The sequence below is a fragment of the Capnocytophaga sp. oral taxon 324 str. F0483 genome (assembly GCF_000318315.2).
Classification (GTDB): Bacteria; Bacteroidota; Bacteroidia; order Flavobacteriales; family Flavobacteriaceae; genus Capnocytophaga; species Capnocytophaga ochracea.
This window is the reverse complement of sequence record NZ_KB291536.1, coordinates 1-15,692: the sequence shown is the minus strand read 5'-3', so window position 1 is coordinate 15,692 and position 15,692 is coordinate 1. Positions and strand designations below refer to the sequence as shown.

Here is a 15,692-nt window from a genome sequence, read left to right as displayed (position 1 = left end):
CGGAAAAAGGAAGAAATGACGAGTGACAAATGAGAAATGACAAAAGTAGTGGGAGAGTGTAATTGGTGCAACAAAGAGATAAACAAAAAGGTAAAGCGAGGTATGTTTTGGCTCATAAAATAAAAAAACACATCAAGATACTTGCAAATACAATTAATATTCGTACCTTTGCACCCTGAAAAGTTAGAAGTTTTTATACCTTAATACACTTACTGATAAAAATGTTTAGTGAAACCACCCCTAATTCAAAAATCTTTGCTTGCTCTAAAAGCATAGAGCTGGCTGAGAAAATTGCGCAAAAATACGGTACTCAGCTCGGTGAAGTTAAACTTTCTTATTATAGTGATGGTGAATTTCAGCCCTCTTATGAAGAATCGATTAGAGGGGCACGCGTTTTCTTAATATGCTCTACTTTCCCTAATTCGGATAACTTGATGGAGCTTTTACTAATGATAGACGCTGCCAAACGCGCTTCGGCAAGGCACATCACAGCAGTAATGCCTTACTTTGGGTGGGCTCGCCAAGATAGGAAAGATAAACCCAGAGTGCCAATAGGGGCAAAATTGGTGGCTAATCTTTTGCAAGCGGCAGGTGCTACTCGTATTATGACGATGGACTTGCACGCCGACCAAATTCAAGGATTCTTTGAGCGCCCTGTAGACCATCTTTTTGCTTCAAGCATTTTCTTACCTTATTTACAGGGGTTGCACTTAGACAATTTGTGTATTGCTTCGCCCGATATGGGAGGCTCTAAAAGGGCTTATGCTTATTCTAAGTTCTTGAAATGTGATGTGGTGATTTGCTATAAACAGCGCAAACAAGCCAATGTGATTGAAACAATGGAGCTCATAGGTGAAGTAGAAGGTAAAAACGTAGTATTGGTAGACGATATGGTAGACACGGCAGGTACTTTGGTGAAAGCTGCCCAACTGATGAAGGACAGAGGAGCTATAAGTGTAAGAGCAGTAGCTACTCACCCTATACTGAGCGGAAACGCATATGAGCACATAGAGAATTCGGCTTTAGAAGAGCTTATCGTGACTGATTCGATTCCACTAAAGCAGCCTTCTAGCAAAATAAAAGTACTGAGTTGTGCTGATCTTTTTGCTGATGTAATGCATCGCGTACACCACAACGAGCCTATCAGTTCTAAATTTATAATGTAGCAAGGTGAAAGGTAAAAAGAAAAGGTAAGAATTGATGTTTAATATCTAACAAAACCTAACGCCTAAGAACAAGTAACTTAATAATTATTTATAAATAAATGAAATCAATTACAATCAAAGGATCTCAAAGAGAAAGCGTGGGCAAAGCTGCGAGCAAAGCCTTACGTAATGCTGGACAGGTTCCTTGCGTACTATACGGGGGAGACAATGTTCTGCATTTTTCAGCACCTGAATTAGCATTCAAAAACATCGTGTACACTCCTAACGTATACACCGCTGCGATTGAATTGAATGGTAAAACCTATAACGCCATTCTGCAAGACATTCAGTTTGACCCTGTATCTGATAAAATTATCCACATCGATTTTTATCAGCTTCACAAAGACAAAGAAATCACTATTGAAGTGCCAATTCAAATTGAGGGGACTTCACCAGGTATTATGGCAGGGGGTACTTTGCGTATTGTGAACCGCAAACTAAAAGTAAAAGCTCTTCCTGACAATTTACCTGATTTTGTTCCTGTAGATATTTCGGGCTTAGAAATGGGTAACAAGCTATACGTTACTAAATTAGCACAAGATAAATACAAGATTATGCACCCAGATAATACTGTGGTTTGCCAGGTGAGAGTATCACGTGCTGCAATGAAAGCCGCACAAGATGCTGCAAAAGCTGAAAAAGCTGCCATTAAGAAATAACTTTTAACAAATAGACTTTCTACAAAAAAGCCATAACAAACAATTGTTTGTTATGGCTTTTATATTGCAGTTTAGCAAACTCTTTTTTTCTCATAGCATTATCATTTAATTATTCACTAATTAAACCACTGGTTATAAACAGATTTGATTATTATCACATAAAAATAATCCTTCTCTTTAATAAAATTATTCATCAATTGTTATTTAGATAAAATAAAAATACTATCTTTGCACTCTCAAAATATGGTATGTGAAATGAAATTTATTTTATGGTTCATCTTTACTATTATTCTTTTTGGCGACGTGATAGCTCAAAATACTATCACTCTTAAAGGTGTTGTTAAAGATAAGGAAGGGACTCCTATTAGCGGAGTAACGGTACGTATTAACAATACAGCTAAAGGAATGGCTACTGATATAAACGGTGCTTTTTCACTTCAAACCTTACACCAGAAGGGTGAGCTTGTTTTTAGCTATATAGGAATGAAAACAGTAAAACGTACCTTTCAGGGGAGTGCTGAGTTTTTTATCACGATGCAGGAAGATATGTTGATGCTTGAAGGAGTACAGGTAACTGCTAAGCAAAACATCAACGAAATAGATGTACGTGCTAAAACGGGAAATGTAGAAGCTATAGCGATGCAAGAAGTTAAAAATATTCCTGTTCCTTCATTGGCATTGGCATTGCAGGGCAAAGCACCAGGGTTACGCATTATTAACAGGGGTGAAGTGGGAGCGACTCCCGAAATTCGCATACGTGGAAATTCTTCGTTACGTAAAGGAGACGAAGCTAACCAGCCACTGTTTATATTGGACGGAAAAATGATTTCGGCAGAGACCTTTTATTATCTCAATCCTGAAGATATCAAAGAGATGAAAGTGCTAAAAGATGCAGTAGCTACAGCTCTATACGGTATTAAAGCATCGAATGGGGTGATAGAAATAACCTCTAAACACGGAGGGGAAAAAGTATTGAGTTATCACTTACAAACGGGATTTACCTTTGCATCACCCCTGAAAGCACAACTGATGAACAGTGCAGAGAAATTAGAATTAGAGCGTTTATTGAAGAATGAAGGTACACCAGGCTATCTGTACAGTGAAGAATACATCAATAGGAAATACGGAGGTACCCCTGAGTTGCAAGCACGTTTAACTGAAGGAAGACAAAAATTAGACTCTTTACGTGCCATCAATACCGATTGGCATAAGGAGCTCACTAACTTACAAGTATACCAAAAACACGATCTCAGTTTCCAAAATGGCAATGAAAAGACCTCTTATTTTTTCTCGTTAGGATATCTGCAACAAGACGGACAGATAAAAGGGAATGGACTATCCCGCATTTCTTCTCGTTTAGCAATAGATCAAGCCTTATCGGAAAATGCGGTTGCTACTCTATCAATTAATGGTTCTTATGCAAAGGTGAGTACTCCAAATGGTGCTAACTTTTCAATAGAGGATTTGATTTACCAATTGAACCCTTACGAGAGTAAAAATTCCAAACGACTATATTCCTATCCTAACAGAAGTTATAGCGATCTATTCAATCAGTTTAGCAGGGAAAACATTACTAAAAACATAGGGACTTCATTGAGTTTCAATTGGAAAATACGTCCTGAATTAGAGTTATCGGCTGTGGCAGGTTTAGATTATTCTTTGACAGATGATTTGCAAATAACTCCTGAGACTGCCTTTTCTGAAAGAAACTCTGGGAGAGCGCGCAATGCCTTAGGGACTTTATACCAAGCTAAAAATACACTTACCAATATTACAGCTAATATGCGTATTAACTACGAGAAAACTTTTGGCAAACACGAGCTTACCCTGGGTGCTAATGCCGACAACTATACTTCTATCACCGATAATCTATCGGTAGTAGGGCACGGATTGTACGGCAAAATACGCTCGGTAGCGGCAATTGACAACTCGCTTACAGGAGCGGGGAAACCTACTGTGGGAGGGCGTAAACAAACAGATCGGAATCTGGGGTTTGGAGGGCTCATTGGGTATACTTACAATAGTACCTACAATCTTTTTGGTACTTATAAACTTGATGCCTCATCGATATTGCCCAGAGAAAAACGTTGGAACAGTGCTTGGGCATTAGGAGTAAGTGTTAATATTAAAGAGTACGCTTTCTTAAAAGAAGTAGGGTGGCTATCACAATTAGATATACGAGGTTCTTATGGACACACTGCCAATGCGCAGGCTATATCACCTTCACTGATAACAGCCACCTTTAAATATCTACCCGAAAGCTATGCCGACACGCGTATAATGAATATTACAGCACTCCCCAATAAAGATTTGAGAGCTGAACAAAACCTTATTACCGATATTGGACTTTCGGCTACTATTTTCAAAACTAATTTGCAATTCTCAGTATACGAGCGCACGACCAAAGATGCTTTGCTTACCATTCCTATTCCTTCTTCTTCTGGCTTTGAAGTACAGATGCAAAACATAGGTGTCTTGGAGAATAAAGGAATAGAAGTGAGTATCAATCAGCCTATTTTTACCTCTTCCGATTGGAATGTGAGCTGGGGCGGGAACCTTTCGTATAACGAAAATAAGGTGATTGACCTATACGGAAGAGACCGTATTTACACCAGTGCCGATCAGAAGCTCCCTGAATATCAGGTAGGCAAATCTACCGAGGCACTTTACGGGCTGAACTCTACTGGCATTAATCCTATTACAGGATTGCCTGAGTTTATCACAGCTGATGGTAGACAAGTGAATGCCACTACCACCTTGCGAGGGGAAGATTTTATCTACTTAGGGCAATCAACTCCACCTATTAGCGGAGGTTTCAACTTTTATGTGAACTATAAACAATGGCAACTATCTACTGACTTCTATTATACACTTGGCGGGGTGCGCAATTATAGCAATAAGTATATTCGCGACTTGGATTCGGCACGCTTCAATGCTGCCAAAGCCCAGCTTACCGATATGTGGTGGCGAGTAGGCGATGAGAACAAGAGATATCACACCCCTTTCTACTCGTCGAGTGCCATTGAGAACCTTAGTCAGCCTAACAACAAGACTTTAATGAAGACCGACTTCTTACGCTTTACGAATCTATCTGTGCGTTATCAGTTCAGTCAAGAAGACTTAGCTTCTATTGGGAAAATACGTCACGCTACTTTGGGAGTTACAGCTACCAATATTGCGGTATGGAGTCAATACAAAGAGAGTGACCCTGAGACAAATAATATTGTAAATCCGCTACCTCCTACTATTACCTTGAACCTTCACTTATCTTTTTAAATTGAATATTATGCTTATATACAGAATATTTCTTTTTTTGGCCATTAGTTTAGCTATTATGAGTTGTTCTTTAGACCTTCCGCCAGAAGACGAAGTGAGTGACCCCGATGCTATTACCTCGGTGGTTACCGCTGAACGTTCGCTTGCAGCGGCTTACACGTCCTTTGCTCCCTATAACGATGCCCTTACGTGGGTCGCAAGAAGCGATGATATGATACCAAGTAGCTACCTTCCGCGTGAAGTAGAGCTCAAAAACACTTACGAATGGGTAGGGCGTGAACTTATTAATCATTCTGAGAGCATATGGAAGTCTCTTTATGCTACCATTGCCCAATGCAATGTACTTTTGGAGCGTTTGCCTAATGTTTCGCCCCTCACCGATGCCGAAAGTAGGCAATTGAGGCTTATCAAGCAACGTGCTATCTATCTCAAAGCTCTTTGTTATTTTGAATTGCTGAAAATATTTTCTCCTGCTTATACTACAACCAATAGCGAACCCTATGGAATTTTGATAAAAGACAAATTTAACCTTACCAAAGAGCAAAACAGGCTTACTTTTTCTCAATCGGTGAACGTGATTGAGCAATTGCTCACCATTTCGGCAGAGCAAGATACCAATACGTACTATATCACCCCAGAGGTAGCGCAACTTATCAGGGCGGAGTTGGCTTTGTGGACTCAGGACAATGTCAAAGCCATTGCGCTTGCGCTTCCGCTTTACGAAAAATACAAAACAAGCATCACCACCTTGCCCGTAGCTAATATTTGGTCAGCTAATGCTTCTGCTTTGCGTCTTTTTGCCTTAGATACACGCAACGTTAGTGTTTCACCGTATATGAAATTGGAATACAATGAAAACATAGGTGATTACTTGCTTGTGGCAAGCACTATTTCATACACTACAACCGATGTACGAACTGATGTCTATACGATAGTAGCTCCCCACAATGCTAACAATCGCCTCTTGGGCAAGTATCGCAAGCAAGTGAAGGCACGTGAACAAGTGCAGTATTACACGTGGACACGCCCGTCAGAATTGGTGTTCCTACTTGCTGAAGCCTACCTCAAGCAAGGCGACAAAAACAGTGCATTTGCCTTGCTGAATGTCCTTTTAACCGCTCGGAATGCCAATACACTTGCCCCAGCAGCTACTGACACCGACACTCTGCTTACCCTTTTGCTCTCTGAAAAGCAAAAAGAGTTTGTAGGAGAGCCCATCCGCTTTTTTGACCTCAAGCGCAATCATCGTCCTATTGTGCGTACCACTACGGCAGGTACAAACTACACCATTGAGGCGACCGATCCGCGCTGGACACTTCCTATTCCTGCCTCTGAAAAGCGTTACAACACTGCTATTTTACAAAATAAAGGATGGAATGTTGGAGAAGGTGTAAACCAGTCGTAGCACGACGAGCATTTTTTGGTGAAATGAAAAATAGGGCTAGTTTATTAAAGCTTAGATTAATGGTAGAGTTAGGAGAACCTATACGAACCTTATAGGAAAGACGAACAAAAGACGAACAATGAACGGTATGAGCCACAAGAAAAAATAAAGAACGAGCGAAGATAATATAGAGATAAAGTGGAAAAAGTAATAATGTTAAACGGTTAAGATAAAAATATTTGACATACAAATAAGAAACATTTAATGAGTATTATATATGAAATTTATTAGTAAATTAGCAATGGGTATGTTTATTGCCCTGAACATTGTGAGTTGCTCTAAGAACGACGACTCTGCTCCTCAGTACAGCGGTGAAAACCGTGTGTATATCACTGCCAAAGGTGATAAAGTGCTTACATTAGGAGAAGCTAATCAAAAAATTGAAGCTAAATTTTCACTAACAACCAAAGTGAATGCTGATACGGCCATTCATCTGAAAGTGGTAGATGCACAAGGTCAAACCTCCGACCTTGTAAGCCTTTCTGCTAATCCTATTATCATTGCCAAAGAGGCGCGTGAGGCTACTTTTACCCTCACTCTTAAAGCAAATGCAAGCATAACCGAAGAACAACGCCTTAAAGTTACTTTTGAACCCATAACAGGGCTTATAGCACAAGAAGATTTGGCTATAGTTGTAAAACCTTCAGCAGTAGTAATGAATCTCACCCCTGCCCAACGCCAATTGCTAAACGCTTATAAGGCAAAAGGAATAGATTTGTACCCCTTTATGGGTAAAGTAAAAGTAACAGGTACTATTTTTAGTCCTGCTGGTGGTAATGCAGAACCATTTGTGAAGGAATTTACAAGAGAAATTAACGGAAGTACTCTTATCACGCTTAGTGCTTTGGCTACTTCTGATAGTCCTGTACTGAAAATGACTGATAATCCAATGGGATTGACAGAATTTTGGCTATTCTTGCTTAGAAAAAATACCGTTGAGGATACCGAATTTTTTCCCGCGTCACCTGTGGCAAAAGCTATAATGCCTTTGATTAATTGGAATAAGGATAGCAAAGAGACTTTTGGGGTTACTTTGGACAATATCAAGATAGGGAGTCCTACTAATGGGGTTAGCCAAATAGAATTTATCCATAAGACAAAGGATTTATACGATGATTTAACAGATATGGTACCTTTTCAATTCACTTATTCTGCTTATGATAGGTTTAAAAAGTTAGTAGATGAAGGAAATCCCATTGCGATAGAGAATAATGGGCAAGCGGGAGGTCCTAACCCTATTTATTATCTAAATACTACCAATATTTTAAGTGATAAATACGAAAAAGGAGCTTGGAAAGCTTCAACAGGAAGCATTAACTTTACGGAAAAGAAGATGTCGTTTGAATTTCTAATCTCTCACGAATATGGTGGGGACTACATTATCGTAAAAATAGAGTATATAGCCCAATAAATTAAATAAAAACACTTTAAAATTAATTATAAACAAAACTAAAAATGAGTTACATTCGTAATTACACGATGATTGCCCTTGCAATGAGCTTGGCAATCGGCTGTCAGAAGAACGACGACAGCGAAACACCTACCCCAGACGAACCCAAGCCCTCTGTGCCTTGGACAGAGCTTACGCCTGCCACTCCCATTTATGATGATCCTAAAAGCGTGACAAGCTGTAGTGCTGATGATGTGAAATTCCTCCGCAAAATAGCTAAAATGAATGGCTTTGAAGAGGACTTTAAAACTGATGACCCTTCGCAATGGAAAAAAGAACATTTGGGGGTCATCTGGAAAAAAGAAACTGCTAATGGTAAAGACACTTATTTTGTTTCTGAGCTCGGTGGCACAAAAGGTGGAGGCAAAGGTATAACCAAATTGGACTTTTTTGATGTAAATAATGCCTTTACAAAGTTAGAAAAAGTGGAACTTACTGCTCCTGAACTTTCTACTGTGTATATTGATGGTAGTATTCCGTCTTTAAAGAGTATTATTCTCAAAGGAAAAGATACCCAAAAGACTTCTCCTTTGGAAAAAATCACTATTCGTAACTTGAAAGGCTTAGAAACTCTTTCCTTAACCGATTTCCCAAGCCTTAAAACCACTAACGATGAGGATTATTTTGCCATAAGTAGTTATTATTACTGTGAGAATTTAGTGAATGTTACTCTAAATAATATTGGGGCAAGTAATATTCAGGTGAGTGCTGAAAAAACACTTAAAGAGCTCAATTTGCTGAACAATGCAAATGTGACCGAACTGAATATTGAGGACGCTCCAATGAAGAATTTGGATTTTAATGCCACTACATATCCTAAATTGACCTCATTGGCACTTAAAAAACTTACTGCTGACTCTGCGAAAAATCTTAGTGTGGAAGGATTGCCTAACTTAACCGACATTAATATCAGCAAAATTTCTTCAGTTACTAAGGCATCCGTTACCGCTTGCCCAAAACTTACTTCGCTAATGATTCAGAATGGTAATTTTAATAACATCACCCTTCAAGGGTTAAGCGAACTCAAAACGCTTGACCTCGCAGGAAATAAGATTGCAAATATTGAAGCTTCTTCTCTTAACAAAGTTACCAAACTCCATCTTAACAACAATGAACTAAAAGGTAGCACTCCTTTCAAACTTCCTGCCAATGTCTCGATGTTGAGTTTGCAAGGTAACGAAGGGCTTACTGCTGTTGATTTATCACCTTATAAAGAACTTACTTTAGTAAATATTAATGGGTATAAGAAAGGAGAGACCAAAGCAACTGCACCAAGCGCTCTTTCCTATCTTAAAATTGCTGGACTTGCTAAATTAGAACGTTTATTAGCAAATTGGAACGCACTTTCAAGCATCGACACCGATGGACAAGAAAACATTTCGGCTAAAATAAATCTCATAGAATGCGAAAATAACGCATTGCATCCAGATGCTATTTATGCCCTTAAAAAAGCATTTCCTTCGCTTGACTTTTCGTTATCAGGAGCTGGTAGTAGTTCAAAAGCGTGTAGTTATGTAAAGCAACGTGCGTTTAAGATAGGCAGAGTTACTAATAACCAAGTAACTTTTGCCATTAGCCAAGAGCCTACTCACGGTGTACAAACCGAAGTAACCCTAAAAGATACCGATAACAGAGCTTATCAATACGACAGCAACACAGGTGTGCTGACTGTAAAGAAAGCTGGAAGCTATGAAATCGTTGTGAAGAACACGAAACTATTAGGGCAAATGAGAAATGGCTTTGTAAGTGAGAAAGTAACATTCAAATAGATAGTTGCAGTAAATTTTTATAATAAATTAAGGAGCTTTGGCAGATATTTTTTATATTTGCCAAAGTTTTTTAGTAAATAATATGCAAAGATATATTATACTCGTAGTGGCTATTTTAGTAAGTGAAATTACTTTTTCACAAGGTAAAAAGTTTTTATTACCCAATAATGCTACAAAGGAAACCCTTAGCAATGGTTTTAGTTACGTGATAATGCCTAATGAACAGCCTAAAGGAAGGGTGGAACTCTGTTTGTGTTTGCGGGTAGGATCGTTTCAAGAACAGAAAGGAGAAGAAGGTATTGCTCATTTCTTAGAACATTTGGCTTTCAGTGGCTCAAAACATTACCCTAAGAATAGCGCGCTAAAATTCTGGGAAAGTTTAGGGGCAAAATATGGAGAAAACATCAATGCGTATACTACCGATGACCGAACTGTATACAGCGTAAGCCTTTCGAACGTGAATACTGAGCAGGTAGCTAAGACTATTCATATACTATCCGATTGGTTATACTATATGGATATTACCACACAGGCAGTGGAGAAAGAGCGCAAAATCATCACACAGGAAATTGCCAGCTATAAGCCTTACAAAGACCTTAACCCTATTATGGTAGGCTATGACAAGCAACTGATGCGCTTTCCCATAGGAACTAAAGTAGAAATAGCTAAAGTTACACCTAAAAAACTTCGCTCTTTCTATGAGAAATGGTATACTCCACAAAATGCCTCGCTTATTGTAATAGGAAATATAGACCCACAAGCTACTGAGAAGGCAATAAAAGAACACTTTGGAATGCTTGGACAGCGAGGAGAAGAAGTGGGAAATCTTAAACCTATTTCCTTCCCCAATAAAAAAATGTTTTCAGTTGAAAAGGAGAAAGGCAAGAGAACAAAACTATCTTTGTTATACCCCATAGAGTACGTAAGTACCCCGTTCATAGACGAATATAGAAAAGAAATAGAACTTCCGAAAGTAGTATTAGAAATTCTTAATAACCGTTTTAGGGCACATAAAGAAGATATTCGTATCAGTCAGTATTGGTATTTGCGTAGAACGAGTTTTTTGGAGATAGAGATGACCTCTGACGATATAGAGCAAACCCTCAAAAAAACATTTGCTATTATTGATGGTGTAAAAACCTCACTCACAGAAGAAGAAGTAGGTAAAGCCTTAGAGAAAGTAACTACTGCTATTGAGAAAATACCCACCGAAAGAACTTCAGAGGATTGGGTGCTGAGTTTTATTGATAATTTTGTTTTTAGAGAGCGTTTTATCTCTCAGTATAAGGACAAGGAAAGACTTATTAAAGAGTTGAGAGAAGACTATCAACTCCACCATTGGCAACACATTTGCAAAAACGTACTGAATTTAAAAGACCCTATCATTCTATACACTCCTGCAGATAATAAAGAATATACTTACGAGGATTTTAAGCATATTATCAGTGATGGAATAGCACACCCTGATACTACCGTTCCCACTTTCAAAGAGGAAGAAAAAACAATATCTGTTGTTATACCTGAGGTACTCACAAAAGAGATTCCTTTTCATCCCAAAGACATTAAAAATGAAACCTTTTTTAAGGAAATAGGAATACATAGGATTGAACTCACTAATGGAGCTACTATTTACCTCAAACCTACAGAAAATGATGAGAAACTAAATGTTACACTACTCTTTAAAGGAGGGTATTCGCTATTGCCATCAAAGGAATTTAAACAATATGAAGACATTTTGCAATATGTACACTTAGGTGGTATTGAATCATTGAAAGGTGAAGCTTATGAAGAACTACTATATCACAACAACCTTACATTTATAGTAGGTACTGAGGGCTATCAGCACTTGGCAATGGCAACCGCTCCTGTGAATAAAAGCAAGGAGCTTTGTAATCTTATCTATCAGAAGTTGCGGTATCCCGAGCGAGCATATAAAGCCTTTGAAGAGGTGAAGGCTGATGAAATACAATCTCTTAGTAGTAAAAAGAATGATAAAAAAGCAGACCCTCTTAAAGAAATGGCTTTTAAATTAGAAGCCATAAAAGGAGCTACTTATCCGCTTACTGAGCTCAATAAAACTACTGATGATATTCAGAAAATGAACTTAGATACGCTTTATAGTTATTATCAAAAGCACTTTTTATCTTCTGATGAGCTTCTATGTGTAGTAACGGGTAGCTTTGAGATAGATAAACTAAAGAAAGAATTAGTCGGGACTCTTTCTCATTTAAAGAGACAAGAGGGAGCCTCAGTAAAAAAGACTATACAAAAACCTTTTTTCCAGACACTAAAAGTAACACAAAACAAACGCACAAGTTTTAATATCGTATATAAAGATAGTTATCAGAAGAATTTAAAAGGTGTATTATCTATCAAACTGCTCCGAGAGCTCTTGCGCAAGGAAGTGATTGCTGAAATACGAGAAAAAAAGGGCTGGGTGTACACTCCTTATGTAGAATTGGAGTATTATAGTGAGCCTACTCCTACCTTTGTGCTTATCGTAAGTGGTGAAACTGATGAAAAACACTTCAATGATGTAGAAAAAAGCGTCATCGGAATTATCAATAATCTTGTAAAAGAGAAAAAGATAAACCAGAATGCTTTAACTGACTTTAAATATTCTTTTGCTGTGAACAAAAAAGAATATCTCTCTGATGAAAATGCTTATAACTGGCGCAATTATCTTATGGACTGCTTTAAAAATGATGTCTCTTTAGAAGAACTCTCTTCTTATGAAAAAATATTGGAAAGTATTGACTTATTGAATAAATAGAGCGTTAGTGTATTTCTTTATCCATTAACACTTGTCCTCGATATACTTTTTTATAACGAATAAGCTGCCTATTTTTGTAATATCCTATATAATAAGCGCGTTCTTTACTGTGTGTTTCGGAATCTTTTTGCGTTATTTCATCGTATAAATAAGTAGAACGGTTATCTTTTTGTTTGTGCAAGTCGGAACAATTGAGAAAATAGCGTAACACTACACCTCCGTCCTTTTCTTCACAATAATTCATAGGCAATCACGGATTGTAAAAGGAGGGCTTCTGCTGTTTTTCGTTGCTCTGGTGAATGTTCACAAGAGAATAGCGCCAATAAGGAGGTTAATAAGGATATCTTTTTCATATTATAAGCTTGCTTTTAAAAGTAATATAACTCATTTAGTTACTTTTTCTAAAAGTAATACCATAAAATTTATTATCCCAAAACAATTCTGTTTTCTTTTCAGCCACTGAAGTAGGAATACATTGTTCTATGGCATTCAAATCGACTGTTTTGCCTTCGAAATAGGATTTGGAGAAGACACTCTTCTTGTATTGGATCTCCACAAAGTCGGCTGTTTCATCTGCAATAAGCAATTTGCTTCCCACTTTAGCCACTCTAAGCATTTCACTCATTGCACGAGTTTTGTCGTTAAAAAAGTTAATGCCCCCAATGTGAAAAACAATATCAAAGATATTATCAGCAAAAGGAAGATCTTCAGCGGGGCATTGTACAAGCGTTAAATTAGTTTTCTTTTGCATTTTTTTCTTGCACTTTTTGAGCATTCCCATCGAAATATCAACTCCTACAAGGTCTATCGTTTTCAAATCAATCCCTTGTGGCAGGTAATGCAAGTCAGCTCCTGTACCTATGGAAACATAAAGCACCGAAATATTGTTTTTCCATTCCAAACGGCTCATCAACTCGGTACGTAGATGATCAATAGCGTGTCCATACTTGAGTCTTCCTATCCATTTCTCTCCAAAATCATAGAAAAAAGACATCCAATCGTACATTTTCATATACTTTTGGTTATCTCCACTAATGAAATAGTCATTCATATAGCACAAAATACCATTTTCTTGTTTCAAATCTTCTACTTTTATATCAGATTTTAGCTTTTGAGATATATCTGTCATCATACTTATTTATTTAAATGAGTTTTATAATCCGTATTTTTTCCAGCCTCCGTCACGCCATTGGCACTCGTCAATCTTCCAAATACCGTCTTTTCGGATAATCAGGAAGCGATACTGAAAGTTTAACTCGTCTTGGGTGTAAATATATATCTTATTCTTGGTAAGGGGTTCACTATCTATAATTTGATGATTGCCATAGGTCCCGCCTTTTGTCATAGAAAAGCTAATCCATTCAGGACGATAGCCTATGCGGCGTTTGTCGGTGCAATATTTTTTAAAAATCGTTTTACATTTTTCTTCTATCAAAAGGTCATCCTCTTCTGTTTCATCATTTTTTGTAGCGAATTCTTCCCACTGGGTCATCGCCGAGAAAAAGTTTAAGAGCAATTGTTTAACTACTTGCAAATCATCAGCATTGGTAGCAGTAGGTTTCTTCTTTCCCGCCGTGCGCTGGGCTTGTTCAAAGGTTTTTATTTGTTCCTCAGTGAAAAACTTATCGAGATAGAACTTTATTCTGCTATAATGCGCCACAGCCATTAACCCCTCGAAAGTAATGTGGGTACGGCGCAATGAAATAGACTTCAGACGAGGCACTTGCAAGACAATTTTCAAGATTTCATCGGTTACGGGGCAACCGTCCAACGAAATGTGGGCAACAGGTTTCGAGGTAAAGTATTTGAAGCCTTCGCCTGTGAGTTGCTTATTGTCTTCTAAGAAAAGGAGTTTTAGTTTGGGCAAAGTAGCCAAGTATTTGAGTGCTTCATCGGTAATATCAGTATTGATAAAACCCATATTTACTAAGGATTTTACTTGTACTATCTGCTCTACCATCGCATCGGTGAGGGCAACATCTTTATAATGATGTCCTTTGCAGAAGCGCTCTTCGGTTACTTCTTTTAAAGCGGCTTCTAAGGTAATAGGGTGTTTGTAAGCTGCCATAGTAATGTGATTGTTATGAGTGCAAAAGTAGACAAAATAGCATTTAAAAACAAAAAAAAATATGAATAGTTTCTTGCTAATACTTAATTATTTGCTATCTTTGCGGGCGTGATGAATATGAAGATATTAGAAACACCTTATGGAATATGCCATTTGAGCGTTGTTCCCGTACGTTTAGAGCCCTTTGAGGGGGCTGAGATGATTACGCAATTACTCTTCGGAGAGTTGTTGCAAGTAATTGATAAAGAAGAGCATTGGAGCTTTGTACGCTTGCTGTTCGACAATATTGAAGGCTGGGTGGCCAACAGTCAGTTTACGGAAATTTCGGATAAGGACTACAAAAAATCTCTAAAAAAGAAAGAAAAATACGCTCACCGATGGCTTACAAAGCTCCGTTTGAAAACCGGAGACAACCTCTTTCTGCACATACCCAAAGGTGCTACCTTTTCTCACAATCATCTATTACAAACTTCACAATCTACCCAAAGAATACCTCATCAAGGCATTATCCCCACTGCTTTGGAATATTTAAATGTGCCTTTCTTAACAGGAGGCAAAACTCCCTTTGGGATAGATGCCGCCGGATTGGTGCAAATGGTTTTCAAACTCAACGGCATACACCTACCTCGTACGGCTAAAAAACAGGCTACTTGTGGTGTTTCTCTTAGTTTTATAGAAGAATGCCAAGCAGGTGATTTAGCTTTTTTCGACGACGAAGAAGGCAATATCATTCACGTGGGCATTCTCTTAGGCGACAACAGGATTATTCACTCTTTTGGCAAAGTGCGCATCGACCGGTTAGATCATATCGGTATTTTTAATAGTGAACTGCGCAATTACACTCACCAACTACGACTCTTGCGAAGAATCTCAACGACTGAAAAGTAGTATAAATTGAAAATTCCTATATCTTAGGTTTGTTTATCGTTCATCTGTTCGTGCAGCTCGTACCGTCTTTTGTCCGTCTTTTCTTTATCTGCTCGTGCAGCTCGTACCATTTTTTGTTCGTTTTTTCTTTATCTGCCCGTGTGGCTCACACCGTCTTTTG

The 15,692-nt window shown here is 38.1% G+C and carries 11 protein-coding genes; 8 read left to right on the top strand and 3 right to left on the bottom strand.

The window, feature by feature from the left end:
* Positions 1-221: 221 nt before the first annotated feature.
* From HMPREF9072_RS11035 to HMPREF9072_RS11005, 7 genes are all read left to right on the top strand, one after another.
* Positions 222-1,166 carry a ribose-phosphate pyrophosphokinase gene (locus tag HMPREF9072_RS11035; RefSeq protein ID WP_009411778.1) on the top strand — a complete coding sequence of 315 codons (945 nt, stop codon included), beginning with the start codon at positions 222-224 and terminating at the stop codon, positions 1,164-1,166.
* Positions 1,167-1,264: 98 nt separating this feature from the next.
* Positions 1,265-1,864, top strand: a complete 600-nt coding sequence (locus HMPREF9072_RS11030; RefSeq protein WP_009411777.1) for a 50S ribosomal protein L25/general stress protein Ctc — start codon at positions 1,265-1,267, stop codon at positions 1,862-1,864.
* Between the two features lie 255 nt (positions 1,865-2,119).
* Positions 2,120-5,140, top strand: coding sequence for a SusC/RagA family TonB-linked outer membrane protein (locus HMPREF9072_RS11025; RefSeq protein WP_232300851.1), 3,021 nt, complete (start codon positions 2,120-2,122; stop codon positions 5,138-5,140).
* A 58-nt stretch (positions 5,141-5,198) separates the two neighbouring features.
* Positions 5,199-6,545: a RagB/SusD family nutrient uptake outer membrane protein gene (locus tag HMPREF9072_RS11020; protein ID WP_232300850.1), complete on the top strand. Its 1,347-nt coding sequence runs from the start codon at positions 5,199-5,201 to the stop codon at positions 6,543-6,545.
* Between the two features lie 256 nt (positions 6,546-6,801).
* On the top strand, positions 6,802-7,995 hold the full coding sequence (locus HMPREF9072_RS11015; RefSeq protein ID WP_009411774.1) for a DUF4929 family protein: 1,194 nt from the start codon (positions 6,802-6,804) through the stop codon (positions 7,993-7,995).
* A gap of 44 nt (positions 7,996-8,039) precedes the next feature.
* Positions 8,040-9,803 carry a leucine-rich repeat domain-containing protein gene (locus tag HMPREF9072_RS11010; protein WP_232300849.1) on the top strand — a complete coding sequence of 588 codons (1,764 nt, stop codon included), beginning with the start codon at positions 8,040-8,042 and terminating at the stop codon, positions 9,801-9,803.
* Between the two features lie 82 nt (positions 9,804-9,885).
* Positions 9,886-12,576 carry a M16 family metallopeptidase gene (locus HMPREF9072_RS11005; protein ID WP_009411772.1) on the top strand — a complete coding sequence of 897 codons (2,691 nt, stop codon included), beginning with the start codon at positions 9,886-9,888 and terminating at the stop codon, positions 12,574-12,576.
* Positions 12,577-12,580: 4 nt separating this feature from the next.
* On the opposite strand, the gene HMPREF9072_RS11000 is transcribed toward HMPREF9072_RS11005, so the two are convergent.
* From HMPREF9072_RS11000 to HMPREF9072_RS10990, 3 genes are all read right to left on the bottom strand, one after another.
* Positions 12,581-12,820 carry a hypothetical protein gene (locus HMPREF9072_RS11000; RefSeq protein ID WP_009411771.1) on the bottom strand — a complete coding sequence of 80 codons (240 nt, stop codon included), beginning with the start codon at positions 12,818-12,820 and terminating at the stop codon, positions 12,581-12,583.
* Positions 12,821-12,964: 144 nt separating this feature from the next.
* Complete coding sequence (locus HMPREF9072_RS10995; protein ID WP_009411769.1) at positions 12,965-13,708, bottom strand: class I SAM-dependent methyltransferase; 744 nt, start codon at positions 13,706-13,708, stop codon at positions 12,965-12,967.
* A gap of 21 nt (positions 13,709-13,729) precedes the next feature.
* Complete coding sequence (locus tag HMPREF9072_RS10990) at positions 13,730-14,644, bottom strand: NTF2 fold immunity protein (RefSeq protein WP_009411768.1); 915 nt, start codon at positions 14,642-14,644, stop codon at positions 13,730-13,732.
* 111 nt (positions 14,645-14,755) lie between these two features.
* On the opposite strand from HMPREF9072_RS10990, the gene HMPREF9072_RS10985 reads away from it, so the two are divergent.
* Positions 14,756-15,532: a C40 family peptidase gene (locus tag HMPREF9072_RS10985; RefSeq protein ID WP_009411767.1), complete on the top strand. Its 777-nt coding sequence runs from the start codon at positions 14,756-14,758 to the stop codon at positions 15,530-15,532.
* Positions 15,533-15,692: the final 160 nt, after the last annotated feature.